A 15,026-nucleotide genomic window follows, 5' to 3' on the forward strand; every position below is an offset into this window, starting at 1 on the left:
AATGCAAATTTCTACTAAATTAAAACCTTATTATGAAAATATAAGCTTTGAGCGTGAAGATGGTACTATGATAGTAAATCTTGGTCCCCAACACCCTAGCGCTCATGGAAATTTACGCCTTATTTTAGAACTTGATGGAGAAGAAATCACCAAGGCTGCTCCTTGTATAGGCTATATGCATCGTGGTATGGAAAAAATGGCTGAAAATATGATCTATCAAGAGTTTATCCCAACTACCGATAGAATGGATTATATCGCAGCTAGTGCAAATAATTATGCCTATGTAGCTGCTGTGGAAAAACTTTGTGGTTTGGAAATTCCACGCAGGGCAAGTGTGATAAGGATGATTTTGCTTGAGTTAAACCGCATTGCTTCACATTTGTTGTGGCTTGCTACACATGCTCTTGATATTGGTGCGATGACAGTATTTTTATACTGCTTTAGAGAGCGTGAATATGTGCTTGATTTAATAGAAAAATATTGTGGGGCAAGACTTACACATTCATCTATGAGAATAGGCGGAGTAATGCTTGATTTACCTGAAGGTTTTTTAGATGAACTTTTAGCATTTTGCAATAAATTTCCAAATGATATAAAAGATTATGAAGCCTTGCTTGATGATAATAGAATTTGGCGTGCAAGAACTGAAAATGTAGGAGTGGTAAGTAAAGAACAAGCGCTAAGTTGGGGTTGTAGCGGGGTTATGCTAAGAGGAAGCGGGATTGCTTATGATGTTAGAAAAGAAGAACCTTATTTACTTTATGATGAGGTAGATTTTGGCGTGCCTGTGGCTAAAATGGGTGATTCTTATGCAAGATATAAGGTTTATATGCAAGAATTTAGAGAAAGTTTGAAAATTTTAGTTCAATGTGCTAAGCTCTATCAAGATACTCCGCCTGAAATTTTATGCAATCATCCTGAGTATGTAAGCGCTTCAAAAGAGCAAATCATGACACAAAATTATTCACTTATGCAACATTTTGTCCTAGTAAGCCAAGGTTTAAAACCACCAAAAGGAGAGGTGTATGTGCCAACTGAAAGTCCAAAAGGCGAACTTGGATTTTTTATCCACTCAGATGGTAGCGGTAGGCCATATAGATTAAGAGCTAGAACTCCAAGCTTTTTTCATTGTGCGTTTTTAGAAGAAATGCTTGTTGGATCATATTTGGCTGATGCGGTGGCGATTTTAGGAAGTATTAATATAGTTTTAGGTGAGATAGATCGATGAGACGCGTGGATTTAAGAAAAAGTCAAGATTTATTTAAGGATTTAGAACAAATCATTCAAAAAGCCTATATGGGTGAAGTTTTAGTGGTTTTGTTTGAAATAGGAGATTTTTCTAATGTAGAAAAAAGTTTTGCTTTCATAAAAGAGCAAAATTGTGAACTTTTAAATTCTTTAAAATTTAATCAAGTAGATTGGACTATAGTTTTTAAAAAGGTAGGACAATGAAATTAGCAAGATATCAAGAAGGCTTAAATGCTTTGTGTTTTGTGGATTTACTTTCTTTAAAAAATCCTTCGCTTTGTGCTAAGCTTAACAAAAGTAAAAATTACAATATTTCCTGCATAGAAGATAAAAATTTAAAAGCAAGTTTTTATAAATGTGAGATTGCAAGTGCGCCTTTCGTGCTTGCATTACTTTGTAAGATGAGTTTGGATACTGAATTTAACGAGCTTGATGAGGGTTATTTAAGTGCTGAATCTTGCTTTGGCGAAGAAGAGGCTTTAGAGATTTTAGAGTTTTTAAAAGAAGCAAAATGTATTATTTTTGATGAAAATTTATACCAACATAAAGACTTTGAAAATATTAAGTATTTTTTAGAAAAACTTTGTCATAAATTTAATCTTTTGCTAATTTGCTCTAATGAAAATGAAGAAAATTTGTCAATACAAAATTCTTTTAGTGAGCTTTTAGAACTTGATAATTTTGATGGAACTATTATCATGCAAGCACCTTTGGGAGACAAAAATTTGCATTGTTCTTCATCTTTTGCTTTAATTGCTAAGGTCAAGGATGAGGATAAAATTAATTTAAAAATAAACACTCAAGAATTTACAACTATAGTAAAAATCAATCATGATTTAAAAGGTACGGTGGCTTTGTTTGATTATGAAAGCGCTGATTTTGCTTTTTCAAAAGCTCAAGTTAAGGTTATAAAATGAAAGTTATCATTAATGGTATAGAATGTGAGGCAAATGAGGGTGAGTATATCTTAAATGTCGCAAGAAAAAATGATATTTTCATTCCTGCAATTTGTTATTTAAATGGTTGTTCTCCAACACTTGCTTGTCGTATGTGTATGGTAGAAGCTGATGGTAAAAAGGTTTATTCTTGCAATACTAAAGTTAAAGAAGGTATGGTAGTAGAGAGTGATTTATCAAATTTATGGGATGAGCGTAATGCTATCATGCAAGCATATTGCATCAACCACCCTTTACAATGTGGGGTATGTGATAAATCTGGCGAATGTGAGCTTCAAAACTTTACACACAAAGCAAGAGTAAATGTGCAAAATTATTGGATTAAAGATACCCATAAAGAGCATAAAAAATGGGGCGAGATTAATTATGATCCAGCTTTATGTATAGTGTGTGAAAGATGTATCACAGTTTGTAAAGATAAAATAGGTGAAAGTGCTTTAAAAACTACTCCAAGAGGAGCAAACGCGCCCGATGCAAGTTTTAAAGAGAGTATGAGTAAAGACGCACTAGCGATTTGGACTAAATTTCAAAAGAGTTTAATTGCGCCAAGTAGTGGTGACATGCTTGATTGCTCTTTTTGTGGAGAATGCACTAGCGTATGTCCAACAGGAGCTTTGGTAGGTGCAGCTTTTCAATATACATCTAATGCTTGGGAATTAAAGAAAATTCCAGCTAGTAATCCACATTCTAGTGATTGTGAGTTGATGTATTATGATATTAAACAAACTAGTATTAATAATCAAAAAGAAAAAATTTATAGAGTGAGTAATGATTTTGCTTTTGCTACGCTAAATAAAGCTGCAAGATATGGTTTTAATACCCAAAATGAAGTTCAAGGTAAAGATGAAAAAGCTTTTGAAAAACTAGTAAATATGATAAAAAATGATGAAATAAAAAATATTTTATTTAATAGTTTTATTACCAATGAAGAAGCTTTAATCTTGCAAAATTTAAGTAAAAAATTTAATCTTAACCTTATAAACCATGAAGCTAAAAAATTCCAAGATTTCCTAGCTTGTTTTTATCAAAATGCAAATGCAATGTATAATGCAAATACAGATGATATTGCTCAAAGTGATTTTTTAATCATCGTAGGTTCATTTTTACGCTATGATGCGCCAACGCTAGGATATAAAGTTAATAACGCTTTAGTGATGAATAAAGGTGCGGGACTATATTTTCATCCTATAAAAGATAAAGGTGTGGATAAATATTCTAAAAATTTCTTGCAGATTAATCATGATATTAAAGATAATGAAAATATTTTATTGTTTATCTTGCAAAAATTTGCTAAAGAGTTTCCACAAGAATTTAAAAATACATTAGAAAATGCGTATTATCAAGGCACTAAAGAAATAGAAGAAACTATTAATGAAGAAGTTATTGAAAAGATAGAAAAGCAAAATGAAAATGGTGACACTATTATAGAAGAAGTTAAAAAGCTTGTGCCTAAAAAAATTAAAAAAAGCATAGAGGTGCAAAGATCAAATTATGCGAAAAATCTTGGCATAGATGAGGATATTTTAGAAACTTTGCTCGCAAAAAAGCAAAAATTTACACTTGTTATAGGAAGTGATTTTTACTATGATGAGCAAAGCGTAAAGCTAGCAAAACTTTGTGCTTTGGTGCAAAAATATACTGATTTTAAAGTCTTTTTAAATCCAACTTGTACCAATACTTTAGGCGTGAGTTTAATTTGTGATTTAAGTCAAGATTTTCAAGCGGGAAAAACACTAGGTTATAACGAAAAAGGCGATTTTACTTTTTCTTATGATGGGCATTTTGATCTTGCAAGTTCTAGTTTAAATCAACAAGAAGGTAGCTTTGTAAATTATGACAAAAGATTAGTTCCTACAAATGCAGCTTTAGAATTTAAAGGTTATTTTTTAAATGATTTAGCAAATGCTTTAGGTTTTGATGAGGAATTTACGATCAACTATACTAAATTTTTACCACAAAATAAAGGCTTTATGGCAATTGATTTTGATGAGTTGGAAAATCATTATGATAATGGTGGGGCAAATCATAGAGGCTATGAGCTTGATTTTTCTCATTTTGAGTTTGAAAAAACATTAAGTATTCAAGAAGTCAAAGAGCAAAATGAAGGAAATTTAACCTTATATTATGCAAATCGTATTCATCAGTTTTCAAAGCTTAGCAATAGAGCTTTTAATGAGGTTGGAGCTTTATTTTTATCGCTTGATTTAATGCAAAAATTTGATTTAAACCAAGATGATAGTGTTATTTTAAAAAATGAAAAAACTCAAATTGCTATAAGTGTAAAATGTGATGAATCTTTAGAAAATGGTGCGTATTTGGGGGATTATGATAGTAAGATTGATTTTAAATCTTTGTTTAATAATACTCGATATGCAAAAGTTTGGCTTGAAAAAGCAGGAGCTAAAATATGAGTGATATTACTTTTTTTATTATAGAAACAATTATCAAATGCGTGCTTGTTATAGCTATTTTTGCTACTTTAGCAGGCTTGGCAACTTATCTTGAAAGAAAGGCTTTGGCTTTATTTCATCGTCGTTTAGGGCCTGATATGGTAGGTCCTTTTGGATTGCTTCAAGTGGTTGCTGATATGATTAAGCTTTTTACTAAAGAAGATATAGTGCCAACTTATGCTCAAAAAGTGGTGTTTTTAATCGCTCCATTGATTGCAGCAATTTGTGCTTTTGTGGCAATTGCAGCTATACCTATTTTTCCTGAATTTACTTTATTTGGTAGAGTGATTCGTCCTATTATTGCTGATATTAATGTGGCTTTATTATTTGTCATAGGTATGGGCGGGGTTAGTTTTTATGCGATTTTTTTAGGAGGCTTGGCTAGTAATAATAAATGGTCGCTGCTAGGCGGGGCAAGAGGGCTTGTTTCTATCATTTCTTATGAGAGTGTTGCAGGTCTTTCTTTGGTATGTGTTGTAATGCTTGTTGGCTCTTTGTCTTTAGTAGATATTAATAACTATCAAAGTGAAGGCATACTTTCTTGGCTTATTTTTAAACAACCTTTGGCTTTTATTTTGTTTGTGATAGCTATTTTTATAGAAACTAATAGAACTCCACTTTGTTTAAGTGAAAACGAAACTGAACTTGTTTCAGGTTATGGCACTGAATATAGTGGGCTTAGATGGGGTATGTTTTTTATCGGAGAATATACAGCCATGATAACAGGAGCGATTATGATATCGCTTTTATTTTTGGGTGGATTTAATGATTTTTGGATTATACCAGGGGCTATTATGATGCTTTTGAAAGTGTCTTTTGTGTTCTTTTGGTATTTTTGGGCTAGAGGGGCTTTTCCGCAACTGCGTCCTGATCAAGTAATGAGAATGTGTTATTTGATTTTAATTCCTTTAGCGGTTTTAAATTTATTAATTAGTGCTTTAGTACTTGTGATATAGGAAAAACAATGAAAAAAGGTTATTTTAAAGTAGATTTTGAGCGTAAAAATCCTCAAAATGCTTATGAAAAATTTATACAAGTAATCAAGCGTTCTTTAAATACAGAACTTTTTGTAGGTTTGTTTGTCGTATTAAGAGAAATGTTTAAAAAAAATAATAGCGCAACGATTAAATACCCTATGGAAAAAGTTGCTTTAGATAATCGCTACCGTGCGGTACATCGTTTGATGCGTTTTATTGAAAGTGAAAATGAATGTTGTATTGGTTGTGGCTTGTGCGAAAAAATTTGCATTAGCAATTGCATAAGAATGGAAACAAGTTTAAGCGAAGATGGACGTAAAAAGGTTGAAAATTATAGTATCAATTTAGGACGTTGTATTTATTGTGGCTTTTGCGCTGATGTTTGTCCTGAACTTGCTATTGTGCATGGTAAAGAGTATGAAAATGCAGCAGAGCAAAGATCGTATTTTGGTCAAAAGGAAGATTTTTTAACTCCTATCGATGAGCTTAAAAATCAAGTAGTATTTGAAGGAAGTGGTAGTTTAAGAAAAGATGCTGATGATTTAGTAAAGAAAACTCCAAATTATTATGAGATAGATTTACAAAGACAGCAAGATACCCCAAAGGAAGAAAATGTTTGAAACGATAGCTTTTTGTTTGTTAAGTGTTTTGGTATTGGGATTTTTTCTAATTAGCGTTTTAAGTACTAGTGTACTTTATGCTATTAGTTCTTTGGCTGCGGCTATGGTGTTTTTGAGCGGATTTTATTTTTTACTTAATGCTGAATTTATTGGAGCGATTCAAATTATCGTTTATAGCGGGGCTATTTTAGGTCTTTATAGTTTTGCTATGATGTTTTTTGATGCTTCGATAAAAGTAAAGGAAAGTCTAAAAGGTAAAAGAGTATTTATTTTTGCTGTGATTTTTAGTGCTATTTTGTTAATTAGTATTATTATGGGCTATAACTTTGGTTTAAATGAAACTAGTGAAGTTTATGATCTTGATTCAACTCAGCAAATAGGTTTTACTTTATTTACAAAATACATGCTTGCTTTTGAATTTATGGCAATTTTACTTTTAATAGCTTTAATTTGCACTATAGCACTTACTCAAAAAAATATAAAAAAGGATGAGCAATGATGTTAGAAAAATACTACATTGTGGCTATTTTGATGTTTATCATTGGTCTAATAGGTATTATAAAACGCCAAAATTTAATTATGCTTTTTATTTCAAGTGAAATTTTATTAAACGCTGCTAATTTGGCCTTAGTTACAGCAGGAGCTTCTCATAAAGATATAGAAGGACAAATTTTTGCTTTATTTGTAATGGGGGTTGCAGCTTGTGAAGTAGCTGTTGGGATAGCGCTTTGTGTTTTATGGTACAGAAAAACAGGAACGCTAGAGCTTAGTTCTTTAGCTGAAAAAGGAGAGATAAAATGCAAAATTTAGCTTTAATTGCACTTTTTTCTCCTTTGGCTTCAGCTGTTATTTTAGGTATTTTTGCTTTTAGTACTAAGAAAATTATTTTAGGTTATTTAGCTTCTTTATTTATAGCTTTTTCAGCTCTTGCTTCAATTGTTTTATTAAATAATGGAGTACATTTTAATTTTGAACTTGGTACTTGGATATCTTTGGTAGATGTTAGTTTTGGTTTTAAAATAGACTCTATTACTTTAATTATGATGAATGTAGTAAGCATAGTTGCTACTTTTGTGCATTTATATAGTATATTTTATATGGAGCATGATGAAGGGTTTAATCGCTATTTTAGCTATTTAGGGCTTTTTGTTTTTTCTATGATGTTCTTGATTATGAGTGATAATTTCTTAGGACTTTTCATAGGCTGGGAGGGCGTTGGACTTTGCTCATGGCTTTTGATAGGTTTTTGGTATCATAATGAAAAATATACCTTTGCTGCTAATGAAGCATTTATCATGAATAGAATTGCAGATTTGGCTTTGCTTTTAGGAATTTTCTTAATTTATATAGAGTTCAATTCTTTAAAATACGATGAGTTTTTTACCCTTTTATCTTTAGGGCATGAAAATGATATGATTTTGATTTTGATAGCGCTTTTACTTTTTGTGGGTGCTATGGGTAAATCAGCACAATTTCCTTTCCATACTTGGCTTGCTGATGCTATGGCAGGACCTACACCAGTTTCAGCGCTAATCCATGCTGCGACTATGGTTACTGCTGGAGTTTATTTAGTAATTCGTGCTGGAGAGCTTTATTTACAAGTTCCTGAAGTAGGATATTTTATCGCTATACTTGGAGCTTTTGTAGCGCTTTTTGCCGCTTCTATGGCTATGGTGGCTAAAGACTTAAAGAGAATTATTGCTTATTCAACGCTTTCTCAACTTGGATATATGTTTGTAGCAGCAGGTCTTGGGGCTTATGCTATAGCTTTATTTCATCTAGCAACCCATGCATTTTTTAAATCTTTACTATTCTTAGGTGCGGGCAATGTTATGCATGCGATGAATGATAAACTTGATATTAGCAAGATGGGCGGGCTTTATAAAAGTATGCGTTTTAGCGCTATTTTAATGCTTATAGGCTCTTTGGCTTTGGCAGGAATTTATCCTTTTGCAGGATTTTTCTCTAAAGATTTAATTTTAGGATTTTCTTTTATAAGTCATCATCATGGAATTTTCTTGGTACTTTTAATAGCAGCTTTTATGACAGCTTTTTATAGTTTTAGACTTTTAATGCTTGTATTTTTTACTCCAAAAAGACATGAAGAACATCCTCATGAAGCTAGTAAAATAGCTTTATTTGCGATGAGTCCTTTGGCTTTGCTTGCTATTGTTGCAGGATTTTTTGAGCATAGCTTTATGGAGTTTGTAAGTCAAAACTTAGCTTTTATTGATGGGCAAAATTCTTTAGTTATGATGCTTGCAAGTGCTGCTGCAGTGCTTGGAGTGCTTTTGGCTATCATGGCTTATTGGAAAAATTGGTTTAAACCATCACTTTCTAAAACAAGTATTTATAAGATTTTGTTTAATGAATACTATATACCAAGGTTTTATCATCAATTTATTGTTAGTAAATATGCTTTATTTTGTGAATTTTTAAGAAAAAGCGATAAAGAAATTTTAGATACTTTGGTAGATAGTGTTGCATTTTTCCTTAAAACTTTTGCTAGGACTCTTAGCATAGGTAAGGATTATTCTTTGGTTTTAAGAATTACAGTGTTGGCTTTTGTATGTTTATTTTGTTTAGCGTTGGCGGTGTAAAATGCTTAGTTTATTAATGTTATTTCCATTTTTTGCAGCTTTTATAGCTTTGTTTTTGCAAAAAGAAGATAGCAAGTCTTTTGCTGTTTTAGTTAGTTTTTTGATTTTAATTTTTAATGTTTTTTTGTTGTTTAATTATCATGGTGGCATAGCTTATGAGTTTAGTTTAAATTCTTTAATAGTTAATTTTCATATCGGTGTAGATGCTATAGCGCTTTATTTGATGTTGCTTTGTTCTATTATGATTTTTTTATCTTTTATATGTTTAGATATTCAAGATAAAAGTGTTGTAGTAAGTATATTTTTATTGCAATTTTGTATTATAGGACTTTTTGCTTCATTAGATGCTTTATTATTTTATGTATTTTGGGAGTTTTCTCTTATACCTCTTGTTTATTTAATAGGCAGATATTCAGATAATTATAAAGCAGGGATTAAATTTTTTATTTATGCATTTTGCGGTTCTATGCTCATGCTTTTAGCGATTATTTATGTAGGATTTTTGTATTATCAAAGTTTTGGGTATTGGAGTTTTGATTTACTTGCTTGGTATCAGAGTGAATTTTTCATACCTGAAAGTGTGCAAAATTTAATCTTTATAGGATTTTTTATCGCTTTTGCGATTAAAAGTCCTTTATTTCCTTTCCACACTTGGGCGCCAAAAGTTTATGCAAAAAGTCCGACTTTAGTATCTGTAATGCTTGTTAGTTTTAAAATGGCTCCTTTTGGATTTTTAAGATTTATCTTGCCTTTAACACCTGATACTTTAAATCATTATTATTCTTTACTTGCTATTTTATGTATAGTTGGAATTTTATATGCAGCTTTAATTGCTTTTAAAACCAAAGATTTAAAAGAATTAATTGCTTATAGCTCAATTTCGCATTTGGGTGTGGTGATTTTGGGTATTGTGACTTTTACTTATAATGGGGTTAGTGGTTCTGTATTTTACATGTTTGCACATGGTATAGTAACGGGTGGTTTGTTTTTGGCTGCTTATATGCTTTATAAAAGATATCATACTTTTGATTTAGACTTTTATAAAAATTTAGCTAAAACAGCTCCATTATTTAGCTTTTTCTTTGCGGTGTTATTATTTTCATCTATTTCACTACCTTTGACTATTTCTTTTGTAGGTGAGTTTTTAATTTTACAAGGCATAGCAAGTGTGAATTTATGGTATGCATTATTTGCAGGTGGTGTGATTATTTTAGGGGCTATTTATATGTTAAATATTTATAGAAATATGTTTTTTGCCACTAGTGAAGAAAAAATAGAGAAATTAATATTAAAAAAAGGTGAAATTTTTGTTTTGAGTATTTTAAGTGCCTTGGTAATTTATTTAGGGATAGCTCCAAGTGCTATGCTTGATGAAATTGCTTTGAATGTAAATAGCATTCTTGAAGTTATGCAAACAAGAAATATTGCAATAGAAAATCAAAAAATCATAGATGATATAAGAGGTTTTTAATGAGTGGCTTTAGTTTAGAAAAATTCAATTTTGTATTGTTATTTCCTGTGTTATCATTGCTTTTTTGGGCTATTGTTTTGCTTTTGTTGGATGCATTTAAAAAGCTTTCTAGAAATTTTTATATAGGAGCAAGTGTTATAGCTTTATTTAGCGCTTTGTGTTTTTTATTGCTTTATAATGGCTTTGTTTTAGATAATTCTCATGCCTTTTTTGGTTTATTTGTAAGTGATAATTATGCAATTTTTGCTCAAATAGTTATTTTAGTTTTTTCAATGCTTTATTTATTAATGGATAAAGATGAGCAAAAGGCAGAGTTTTTTTCTTTGTTTTTATTTATGATTGCTTCTTTGATATTAATGATATCAAGCACTAATTTAATTGTAATTTTCCTAGCTTTAGAAGGTTCTTCTTTAGCTCTTTATACATTAATAGCACTAAGAGGAACTCATAATGCTATTAGCTCTAGTATAAAGTATTTTACTTTAGCTGCGGTAGGCGCTGGGTTTTTTGTCTTTGCTTGTGCTTTTGTATATTTAAAAACAAAATCTTTGGATTTAGATAATCTATTGCATTCTGAATATATTTCAGATCCTATCTTGCTTTGTGCTGGGGTAATGTTTTTAGTTATTGTTGGAGTAAAACTTTCTATTGCACCTTTTCATTTTTGGTTAAAAGATGTGTATTGTGGAGTGCATACAAATTTTATAGCATTTATATCTATAGTACCAAAAATAGCTATGATAATAGTAGTTTTAAGAATTTTTTCTGCTTTAGGCGGTGGAGTAAAATTTGAATACATAGTAGCATTACTAGCAATTTTTTCTATGCTTGTTGTAAGTATAGTAGCTTTAATCCAAAAAGATGTGAAAAAAATGCTAGCATATAGTTCTATTACTCATTCTTCTTTTATATTAGCAGTTATTGTTTCTAGTATGAGTGTGAGTTCTCAAGGAGATGGGACTTCTTATTTGCTTTCAATTTTTGCTTTGTTTGTGTATTGGATATCTTTTGCTTTTGCAAATTATGGAATTTTTTTAATATTGAGTTTATTTCAAAAAAGTTCATTTGAGAGTTTTTCAGGTTTGTTTGATCAAAGACCAGTGTTGTCTATAATGCTAGCTATATTCATTTTGTGTATAGCAGGTATTCCGCCTTTTGGTATTTTTTGGGGTAAAATTTTAATTTTAGCTTCTATTTTAAACTCAGGCTATTATGTACTTGTATTTGCTATAGCTTTAAGTTCTATGATTATGCTTTATGCTTATTTAAAAATTTTAATTTATGTTTTTTTCAAAAAGGCTCAAATCATAGAAAGTGCAAACTTAGATGTAAAACAAAAGATTATTTTATGCTTGTGTTTGATTGGAAGTGTTTCTTGCGTGTTTTTGCTTTTGTAAAATAATATTGCTATAATCACGCTTATGATAAGGGTTTTATTTTTATTTTTATTAAGTATAACTTATACATTTTCTTTTGAAATTATTGTTAATAAAGGAGAAGAGCATAAACGCCCTTTTACGCTTTTGCATTTAAAAGATGATAAGGATTTTACTTGCAAAAGTGTTTTTGAATTTGAAAAAACCCATTTTGAGTGCAATGTTTTAGGTGTTAGCAATATGCAGTTTCAAAATAAAGAATTTGATGATTTTACGATTTATTTTGAAAAGCACCAAACTTTTTTGACAATCAAAATCTATCCTAAAATTTTAGCTAAGATGTTTAATTATTCTCAAGATATTTTTAATGCTAAAGAAATTCAAAGTCAAAGTGAAGATGCTTCTAAGCATTTTGTATTTATTTTTACCAAAGATTTAAGGTATTATAAACCTAGCGATGGGCTTGATTTTGATATTTATTTTGATGATGCATTAATGCCTTATATCGGAGCATTAGATTTAAATTCTAATCCTATGGAAACTTCAAAAAGTGCAGATTTTAACGCTTATTTTAGTATAAAACAAGAATATGAAGCAAAAAAATATGATCAGGTTTTAAGGGATGCAACTAGCGCTATTAAGCGTTATCAGGGTAGTGTATTTATGAATGAATTTGAGCTTTATAAATTAAGAGCTCAAAATAAACTATACACTTATGAACTTGATAAAGACCAAGTAATTTTAGAGCAAATGTTAGATGATGCTAAAAGATGGGTAAGAACTTATATTAACGATAAAGATTATACAGAAGTAATGTATATTATGATGAGAGTTTATATGGGTTTATCGCAAAGATCTAATGTTGAATATATTATAGATACTTTAAATACTGAACACAAAGGCGATAAATATACTATAATGGCTTTACTTGATTATGCAGATTATTTGTATCATTTGGGTAAAAAAAATACCGCAAATAATATTTATCAAGATGTGTATTATTCTACTCCAAATGCAGATTTAGCCAGTAGAGCCGCTTTATTTTTATCAAAAAATCATCTAGAGGCAAAAAATATAAAAGAAGCCAAAGAGTTAGCAAATAAAATTTTAGAATCAAACCCTGAATTTTTCATGAGTGATTTGGAAAATTCTCTATTATTGGCAAAAGCTTTTGCTAATAATAGGGTTTATGATTTAAGTTCTAAAATTTATGAGTATATTTTTACGCATTTAACCAAGGTAGATAAAGAATATGAAAGAGTATTAAAAGATCTTGCCTTGTCTTTATTAAATGCAAATGAGCATATTAAAGCTCAAAAATATTTAGATCTTTATGCAGAAGATTTTCCTTTGGGTGAATATGTGAGTTTAATTAAAGAAGCACAAGATAAAAACTTTTTATATTTAAAAGATGCTAATGCAAGTTTTTTGCATCAAAAATATGAAGAAATTATGAAAAAATACGCTGGAGAAATTTCTAGTAAGGCGCTGTTTGATAATGTCAAATTATATTTTCAAGAAAAAAATTATGAAAAGGTTATAAGTTATCAAAAAGACATTGAAAAATACTCCAATAAAGAAGTAAAAAATCTTTTAGAGCAAGCTGCTATTTTGGTTTTAGAGCAAAGATTAAAAAATGATGAGTGTTTGGCTGCTATTAAAATATATGATGATTTTAAAGCCTATAATATAGGAGGCAAAATACAAAATAAAAAACAAATGCTTGAGTGTTTTAAACGCACAACGCGCATAGAAGAAGCTAAAAAATACATAGTGGAAAATGAAAATGATGATATTATCTTTTATAAGCTTCAAAGTGCTGATTTAGCTCTTAAAGATAAACGCTATAACTTTGTTATAAAAACAATTAACGATATTTTAAACACAAGAACGATTATTAGTGATAATGAAAAATTTGAAGCAAATTATATTAAATTTTTTGCTGAGCTTAGATTGCAAGATTATAATGCCATGATAAGAACTTTACAAAAACTAGAGCAATTTCCTATGAATTATCGTATGGTGGAATTATATTATGAGTTTTTGCGTTATTGTGAAAAAAATAATTTTCTAACAAGTATTTTAAACTATGCTCCAAAGGCTATTGATTATCAAAACTTAAAGGGAGTAAATCTTTTTAGTCCCGATTTAGAATTTATCTATATCAAAGCTTTAAAACAAAGCAATCAAGCTCAAAAAGCCTTAACTTTGTTTAAAGACTTACTTGCTAATCCTTTAAAAGATGATGAGCGCGCAAGAGTTTTTTATGTGCAAAGCAATATTTATGAAGATTTAAAAGATGTGCAAAATCAAAAACAAAGTTTGCAAAATTGTATAGATATTAATGTAACGAGTAATTGGCAAAATTTATGTAAAGATAAATTAAATGTCTTAAATACTCAGCCTTGATATTTTTTTAAAATATAAGCTTTTAAATTCTCATAAGCACTTTGAAAATCTAAAATTTCTTTATTGAATTTTTTATTAAAAGTTCTTTGTCTTTTGGCAAGTTGTCTTGTATGGATGATGATGAGCTCTTCAAGCTCATTTAAATTTATTTTTTTATCTAAAAACTCTTTGCATTCTTTTAAACCTATGGAATTTAGTGCTTTTAAATGATGATCATAATTATCAAATAACATTTTAGCTTCATCTATTAAGCCCTCATTTAGCATATTTTTAGTGCGCTTGATAATGCGTTTTTCTAAAAGATCTTTTTGCCAAGAAATTTCAAAAATATCAAGTTTTTTAATCAAAGCTTCTTGTTTGGTTTCTTTTAAAACTTCACTTGGAATTTTATTAGTTTGTTCATAAATTCCAAGCCATTTTTTCAAACGATAAGTATCGTTTTTTTCTATTTTTGCTTGCGGATCAATTTTTATCATTAAATGATAAATTTCATCATTACTTAGTGTGCTTTGACTTTCTTTAAAATTTTCACTCAAACCATCCATTAAGGCTTTTAGATAAAAACTAGTTCCGCCTGTGATGATAAGCATTTGATTGTTTTTTTGAGCAAAGGCTTTTGCTTTTTTGTATTCTTCAAAAAACAAAGCAATGTTAAAATGCTCATTGACATTTAATAAATTTATACCAAAATAATCAAGCTCATCTAGGGTTTTTTGCTCTGTTTTGGCTGAAGCGATGTTGATTTGTTTATACACGCAAAGACTATCAAGGCTTAAAATACTTGCGTTAAATTCATAAGCTAGTTTATTAGCAAGTTCTGTTTTGCCACTTGCAGTGGTTCCAATGAGTGCAAATTCAAAAAACATCGTAAAAATATCCTAAATTTAAAATTATTTTAGTAAAATCATAACAAAAATAT

At 29.8% G+C, this 15,026-nt stretch carries 13 protein-coding genes; 12 read left to right on the forward strand and 1 reads right to left on the reverse strand.

Annotated features, from left to right (window positions below; genetic code table 11):
• The first annotated feature begins 1 nt into the window (after position 1).
• Genes nuoD through L8U41_RS01540 form a run of 12 tightly spaced genes read left to right on the forward strand, consistent with a single transcriptional unit; the run spans position 2 to position 14,107 of the window.
• Positions 2-1,228 carry an NADH dehydrogenase (quinone) subunit D gene (nuoD, locus tag L8U41_RS01485; RefSeq protein ID WP_263727622.1) on the forward strand — a complete coding sequence of 409 codons (1,227 nt, stop codon included), beginning with the start codon at positions 2-4 and terminating at the stop codon, positions 1,226-1,228.
• A complete protein-coding gene (locus L8U41_RS01490; RefSeq protein WP_039619346.1) occupies positions 1,225-1,452 on the forward strand; it encodes an NADH-ubiquinone oxidoreductase subunit E family protein in 228 nt (75 codons plus the stop codon). Before nuoD ends, L8U41_RS01490 begins: the two co-directional genes overlap by 4 nt.
• Positions 1,449-2,165 (forward strand): hypothetical protein, encoded by a 717-nt coding sequence (locus tag L8U41_RS01495; RefSeq protein WP_263727623.1) that lies wholly within the window; start codon positions 1,449-1,451, stop codon positions 2,163-2,165. The genes L8U41_RS01490 and L8U41_RS01495 overlap by 4 nt, the downstream gene beginning before the upstream one ends.
• Complete coding sequence (locus tag L8U41_RS01500; protein ID WP_263727624.1) at positions 2,162-4,615, forward strand: NADH-quinone oxidoreductase subunit G; 2,454 nt, start codon at positions 2,162-2,164, stop codon at positions 4,613-4,615. The genes L8U41_RS01495 and L8U41_RS01500 overlap by 4 nt, the downstream gene beginning before the upstream one ends.
• On the forward strand, positions 4,612-5,610 hold the full coding sequence (gene nuoH / locus L8U41_RS01505; RefSeq protein WP_039619340.1) for an NADH-quinone oxidoreductase subunit NuoH: 999 nt from the start codon (positions 4,612-4,614) through the stop codon (positions 5,608-5,610). Before L8U41_RS01500 ends, nuoH begins: the two co-directional genes overlap by 4 nt.
• A gap of 8 nt (positions 5,611-5,618) precedes the next feature.
• The gene (gene nuoI / locus L8U41_RS01510; protein WP_039668894.1) at positions 5,619-6,251 is read left to right on the forward strand and encodes an NADH-quinone oxidoreductase subunit NuoI; all 633 of its coding nucleotides are present in this window, start codon (positions 5,619-5,621) and stop codon (positions 6,249-6,251) included.
• Complete coding sequence (locus L8U41_RS01515; RefSeq protein ID WP_263727625.1) at positions 6,244-6,750, forward strand: NADH-quinone oxidoreductase subunit J; 507 nt, start codon at positions 6,244-6,246, stop codon at positions 6,748-6,750. The genes nuoI and L8U41_RS01515 overlap by 8 nt, the downstream gene beginning before the upstream one ends.
• Complete coding sequence (gene nuoK / locus L8U41_RS01520) at positions 6,750-7,061, forward strand: NADH-quinone oxidoreductase subunit NuoK (RefSeq protein ID WP_087699810.1); 312 nt, start codon at positions 6,750-6,752, stop codon at positions 7,059-7,061. Before L8U41_RS01515 ends, nuoK begins: the two co-directional genes overlap by 1 nt.
• Positions 7,049-8,851 (forward strand): NADH-quinone oxidoreductase subunit L, encoded by a 1,803-nt coding sequence (nuoL, locus tag L8U41_RS01525; protein ID WP_263727626.1) that lies wholly within the window; start codon positions 7,049-7,051, stop codon positions 8,849-8,851. Before nuoK ends, nuoL begins: the two co-directional genes overlap by 13 nt.
• Position 8,852: 1 nt before the next feature.
• Entirely contained in the window at positions 8,853-10,322 is a 1,470-nt protein-coding gene (locus L8U41_RS01530) for a complex I subunit 4 family protein (protein WP_263727627.1), read from the forward strand.
• Complete coding sequence (locus tag L8U41_RS01535; RefSeq protein WP_263682484.1) at positions 10,322-11,719, forward strand: NADH-quinone oxidoreductase subunit N; 1,398 nt, start codon at positions 10,322-10,324, stop codon at positions 11,717-11,719. The genes L8U41_RS01530 and L8U41_RS01535 overlap by 1 nt, the downstream gene beginning before the upstream one ends.
• A 24-nt stretch (positions 11,720-11,743) precedes the next feature.
• On the forward strand, positions 11,744-14,107 hold the full coding sequence (locus L8U41_RS01540; protein ID WP_263679523.1) for a tetratricopeptide repeat protein: 2,364 nt from the start codon (positions 11,744-11,746) through the stop codon (positions 14,105-14,107).
• Here L8U41_RS01540 and miaA read toward each other — a convergent pair.
• Entirely contained in the window at positions 14,098-14,973 is an 876-nt protein-coding gene (gene miaA, locus L8U41_RS01545) for a tRNA (adenosine(37)-N6)-dimethylallyltransferase MiaA (RefSeq protein ID WP_263679521.1), read from the reverse strand. The genes L8U41_RS01540 and miaA overlap by 10 nt on opposite strands.
• Positions 14,974-15,026: the final 53 nt, after the last annotated feature.

It is taken from the genome of Campylobacter sp. RKI_CA19_01116, from assembly GCF_025771405.1.
Lineage (GTDB): Bacteria > Campylobacterota > Campylobacteria > Campylobacterales > Campylobacteraceae > Campylobacter_D.